Annotated in this window: 5 protein-coding genes; 3 read left to right on the forward strand and 2 right to left on the reverse strand. The window is 72.6% G+C overall.

Translation table 11 applies throughout. From position 1 onward, the window contains the following. Together NQ160_RS17995 and mtrA are read right to left on the reverse strand one after the other, a co-directional pair. The coding region (locus NQ160_RS17995; protein ID WP_257516507.1) for a sensor histidine kinase at positions 1-1153 on the reverse strand (1153 nt) is incomplete at its 3' end. Positions 1154-1158: 5 nt separating this feature from the next. Beyond that, positions 1159-1839 carry an MtrAB system response regulator MtrA gene (mtrA, locus tag NQ160_RS18000; RefSeq protein WP_257516508.1) on the reverse strand — a complete coding sequence of 227 codons (681 nt, stop codon included), beginning with the start codon at positions 1837-1839 and terminating at the stop codon, positions 1159-1161. Positions 1840-2012: 173 nt separating this feature from the next. Between mtrA and NQ160_RS18005 the strand changes: the two genes are divergently transcribed. The 3 genes from NQ160_RS18005 to NQ160_RS18015 all read left to right on the forward strand — a co-directional run. Next, positions 2013-3317 carry a glycerophosphoryl diester phosphodiesterase membrane domain-containing protein gene (locus NQ160_RS18005; protein WP_257516509.1) on the forward strand — a complete coding sequence of 435 codons (1305 nt, stop codon included), beginning with the start codon at positions 2013-2015 and terminating at the stop codon, positions 3315-3317. Beyond that, a complete protein-coding gene (locus tag NQ160_RS24915) occupies positions 3302-3955 on the forward strand; it encodes a DUF4129 domain-containing protein (protein WP_257516510.1) in 654 nt (217 codons plus the stop codon). Before NQ160_RS18005 ends, NQ160_RS24915 begins: the two co-directional genes overlap by 16 nt. Next, positions 3952-5101: DUF4350 domain-containing protein (locus NQ160_RS18015; protein ID WP_257516511.1), on the forward strand; the 1150-nt coding region annotated here is incomplete at its 3' end. The genes NQ160_RS24915 and NQ160_RS18015, both read left to right, overlap by 4 nt.

Here is a 5101-nt window from a genome sequence, read left to right on the forward strand (position 1 = left end):
CGAGCTGCTGCATCGACGCGATCACGTCCTCTGCCAGCTGCGTCATGCTGGTCGGCTCGATCTCCAGCTGCACGGAACCGGCGTCGTACCGGCTGATCTCGAGCAGGTCGGTCAGGAGCGTCTCGAACCGCTGCACCTGGGCGTGCAGCAGCTCCGCGGCGCGTGCAGTGGCGGGGTCGAACGCCTCGCGCCGGTCGTTGAGCATGTCCGAGGCCAGGCGGATCGTGGTCAGAGGCGTCCGCAGCTCGTGTGAGACGTCCGACACGAACCGCTGCTGCACGAGCGAGAGGTCGGCGAGGTCCTTGATCTGCGATTGGATGCTGTCGGCCATCGCGTTGAACGAGCGCGCGAGCGTGGCCAGCTCGTCGTCGCCGCGCACCTCGAGCCGCACGCCGAGGTCGCCGTGCGCGAGGCGCTCGCTGGTCTCGGCCGCCTCGGCGATGGGGCTCGTCACCGACCGCAGCACCACCCACGAGATCGCGCCGATCAGCAGCACGAGTGCCGCACCCACGATCCACAGGGTCACCTGCACGAAGCTCAGCGTCTGCGACGCATCGGCGAGGTCGTAGCCGAAGTAGAGCTCGTACGAACCGGCTTCGGGCACCTGCAGCTGCTGGCCCACCACGATGCCGGGCACGGTCCCGCCGTCGCCGTCCGGCAGGGCGACAGACTGCCACCACTGCAGGTCGGCCCCGTCCTGCACCGCCGTGCGCAGGCCCTCCGAGAGGTAATCCTCGGTCAGCCCGCCCGTCGTGAAACCCTGAGGCGCCAGCGGCGACGCGGGGTCGCTGCGCAGCGCCGCCGTCATCTCGGTCGCCCCCTGCCGGGCGACCGTGCTGACGTTGACCAGCAGGTTGTCCACCGCGACCAGGTCGCCGCCGACCTCGGCGGAGTCCAGCGTCGCCTGAGCGGCCTGCGTCGTGCGTTCGGCATCTTCCAGCACCTGCGCGAGGCGCGATTGGAACAGGTCGTTCTGGATCGCGAGCGCCATGAAGACGAAGGCGCCCAGCACCGCCAGGGCGCTGAGACCCAGAGCGAGAAGCACCGTGCGGAAGCGCAGGGAGCGCCGCCACGCATAGCGGACGTTCCGGGGCCAGGAGCGCCAGTCCCGCAGGCGGGCCGGCACACGCCGCGGCGCGTGCGCGTGGGACATGGACCTCAGACCACCGCGCCGGCGCGATAGCCCACGCCGCGCACGGTCGTGACGATGCGCGGGTTGTCGGGGTCGAGCTCGACCTTGGCACGCAGCCGCTGCACGTGCACGTTGACCAGGCGGGTGTCGGCCTTGTAGTGATAGCCCCACACCTGCTCGAGCAGCATCTCGCGCGAGAAGACGTGCTGCGGCTTGGATGCCAGTGCCACCAGCAGCTCGAACTCCAGCGGTGTCAGGGCGATGATCTCGTCACCGCGGCGCACTTCGTGGGCCGATACGTCGACGGTGAGGTCGCCGATGCGCAGTGTCTCTCCGGCGGGCTCGGTCGTCGGCCGCAGCCTGGTGCGGATGCGGGCGACGAGCTCTTTCGGGTTGAAGGGCTTCACGATGTAGTCGTCGGCCCCCGATTCGAGGCCGCGGACGACATCGGCGGTGTCGGTGCGTGCGGTGAGCATGATGATGGGCACACCGGATTCGGCTCGGATGCGCGTGCAGATCTCGATGCCGTCCACTCCGGGGAGCATGAGGTCCAGCAGAACGAGGTCGGGGCGCTCGGCGCGCCACACGTCGACAGCGGCCGCGCCGTCGGCGCAGAAGACCGTGTCGAAGCCCTCGGTGCGCAGGACGATGCCGATCATCTCGGCCAGCGCGGTGTCGTCATCGACCACCAGGATGCGTGAGGTCATGGGTGCGTGCTCGTCCTCCGGGTTCCCCAGCCCGCTCCGCAGTCAGGGCCGGCGGGCTCCGCCCAGAGTAGCCGACCCCGCCGCAAGGTCGCCGCACCGCTCCGTGGAGCCGCGTCGCGGCATCCGCGCGTTATGACACGATAGGACCCACCCCAGCCTGCTCAGGGAGAGTCATGACCGCATATCCGGCCTGGACACCCGCCACCCGCCCGGGCATCGTCCCGCTGCGCCCGCTGTCGTTCGGCGTCATCCTCGGACGTTCATTCTCGGCCCTGCGCCAGAACCCGCGAGTGCTGCTGGGGTTCGCGCTGACCGTGCAGTCGGTGGTCACGCTCATCGGATCGCTCGCGATCGTCGCGATCGTCCTCGCGGCGTTCCTGCGCCTGGACACGCTGCGACCGGGCACGCAGGAGTTCGACGAGGTGATGGCGGGCTCGATCGCCATCGGCGTCGGCGGCAGCGTGCTGGTCAGCCTCGTGCTGGCGGCCGTGAGCGTGATCGTCCAGGGCGTGGTGGTCGGAGAGGTGGCCCGCGCCGTCGTGGCCGAGAAGCTCACCCTCCGCGCGCTGTGGGCGCAGGTGAAGCCCGTCATCTGGCGTCTGGTGGGCTATACCCTGCTGCTGACCCTCGTCGTGCTGGTGGCCATGGGCATCGTCGTCGCCGGCGCCGTCGCGCTCGTCCTCAGCGAGCCCATCAGCGGGCTGGCGCTCTCGGTGGGCCTGGCGCTCGCGGCGATCCCGCTCGCGCTGTGGCTGACGGTGAAGCTGCTGCTCGTGCCCCCGGCGATCATCCTCGAGCGCGCGACCATCACCGGCGCCATCGCACGGTCGTGGTCGCTCACCCGCGGCCGATTCTGGTCGACGCTCGGCATCGTCGTCCTCATCTCGACCGCCTTCGGCTTCATCGGCCAGGCGGTGAGCCTGCCGTTCTCGCTGGCGACCACCGCCGTCTCCACGGTGCTCTCCCCCACCGGGGACCCCGACACCGGCTTCTTCGTCGCCCTCATCGTCGGCGGCGTGCTGACGCAGGTGGTCACGGTGCTCGTGCAGTCCGTCGCGATCATCGTGCAGTCCACGGCGACATCGCTCATCTACGTCGACTGCCGCATGCGGCGAGAGGGTCTGGACCAGGACCTGCTCGCCTACGTCGAGCGGCGCGACGCCGGAGTCACGGACCTCGAGGATCCGTACACACTCCACATCGGCCGCACCGTGGCCCCGCGGGTGGCCGGCCCGGCGCCCTACGCCGCATACCCGCCGCCTGCGGGCGCATATCCTCCGCCCGCGGGCGCTTACCCGCCGCCGGCGGGCGCGTATCCCCCGCCCGCGGGCGTGTACCCGCCATACGCGGCAGGTGCGTATCCCCCGCCGCCAGGCGCGTACCCGCCGCCGGCGCCGACCACGCCCGCCCCTGCGGCGCCGCGGACCGAGCCCGGCGCGCCGAGCGAAGAGGGATCGCACCCGTGGGTGAAGCCCTGACCGCGGACGTTCCGCTGATCCCCGACGGGGACGAGGCACGCCGCTGGGCCGAGACGGAGCTGTGCGACCCCGCCTACGCGATCACCGAGCCGACGGCCCTGGACCGCTTCGCGTACGGCGTGGAGCGCTTCTTCCGCGACCTCTTCGCCACCGAGCTCCCCGAGGGATGGGGTCCGTGGCTGGCGATCGGGGTGTCCGTGCTCATCGTCGCCCTGGTCGTGGTCGCGCTCGCCATCTGGGGGATGCCGCGGACCCCGGCCCGCTCGCGCACCGCCACGGACCTCTTCGGAGATCCCGAGCAGCGCACCGCCGCCCAGCTGCGGGCCGCGGCCGCGCAGCACGCCGATCGCGGCGAATGGGATGCCGCCGTCGTCGAGCGGTTCCGCGCGCTGGCCCGCGCGCTCGACGAGCGCGGCATCGTGGACGTCACCCCCGGGGCCACCGTGCACGCCTTCGCGCGCGACGCCGGCGCTGCCCTGCCCGCGCTCGCCGAGCGCCTGGAGCGGGCGGCGAGCGCCTTCGACGATGTGCGGTACCTGCGTCTGCCGGGAACGCCTGAGCTTTACCGCGCTGTCGCCGCGGTCGACGACGACGCCGTCGTGTCCTCCCCCCGGCGCGACCCGGTGCCCGCACCATGACGGCGCCCGCCCAGCCCGACACCGCCACACGCCGCCGACGCTTCGGCGGATGGGCGGCGATCGCCGCCGCCCTCGTGATCACCGGGGCGGGCTCTGCGGCCCTCCTCTCCCTCGGCGACTGGACCGAGCGCGATGCGCTGGATCCGGAGTCCGTGGGGCCCGGGGGCACGCGCGCGGTCGCCGAGGTGCTGCGCGACCAGGGCATCCGCGTCGACGTCGTCCGCGACCGGCCGTCGGCAGAGCGGGCCCTGGCCGGCAGCGATGACACCCTCGTGCTCACCGACACCGCCGCACTCGACGACGAAACGCTCGAGAGCCTCACGCGCATGGCCGACGACGTCGTGCTCGTCGACCCCCGTTCGCGCGACGTCCGGGTGCTCCTCGACGACGCCGCAGCCGCCGGGATCGGCGACGGCGCCCGCGCCGAGCCGGAATGCACCCTCGCAGAGGCGCAGCGCGCCGGCGCGATCGCACCGGGAGCCGTCTTCACCCCGGGGGCGGGCGTCATCGCCTGCTACCCGTCTGGCGACGGATACGCCCTCCTCGCCGTGGAACGCGACACCGGCCGCATCGCCGCAATCGACGCCGGCGAGCTCTTCACCAATGCGCACCTCGCCGATGACGGCAACGCCGCACTCGCGGCGAACCTGCTGGGGCGCCAGCCGAGGCTGATCTGGTACCTGCCTGCGCTCGGCGACGGCGCTCTCCCCGACACCGCCCCGACACTGGGCGAGCTCACGCCCGACTGGGTGACGCCCGCGATCGTCGTGGTGCTGGCATCGGCGGTCGCCGCCATCGTGTGGCGCGGCCGCCGGTTCGGCCCGCTCGTCACCGAGGACCTGCCGGTGACCGTGAGGGCCTCGGAGACCACCGAGGGGCGATCACGCCTCTACGCCCGCGCCCGCGACACCGTCCACGCTGCCGACCTCCTGCGCTTCGGCGCCCTGGAGCGTCTGGCCCGCACGCTGGGCCTCGGTCCCGCGACCCCCGCCCCCACCATCGCCGACGCCGCAGCCGGCCTCGTCGGGGCGGACCGCGGCCGCGTGCGCGGCATCCTGATCGACGACCTGCCCGCCACCGACGCCGAGCTCGTCGCGCTCGCCGACGCCCTGGATGATCTCGAGACGGCCGTCCGTCTCGCCGTCC

This window comes from Microbacterium sp. zg.Y909 (assembly GCF_024626565.1).

Coding starts and splice junctions, on each gene's coding strand:
- mtrA (WP_257516508.1), bottom strand. CDS start 1,839: ATGACCTCACGCATCCTGGTGGTCGATGACGACACCGCGCTGGCCGAG.
- NQ160_RS18005 (WP_257516509.1), top strand. CDS start 2,013: ATGACCGCATATCCGGCCTGGACACCCGCCACCCGCCCGGGCATCGTC.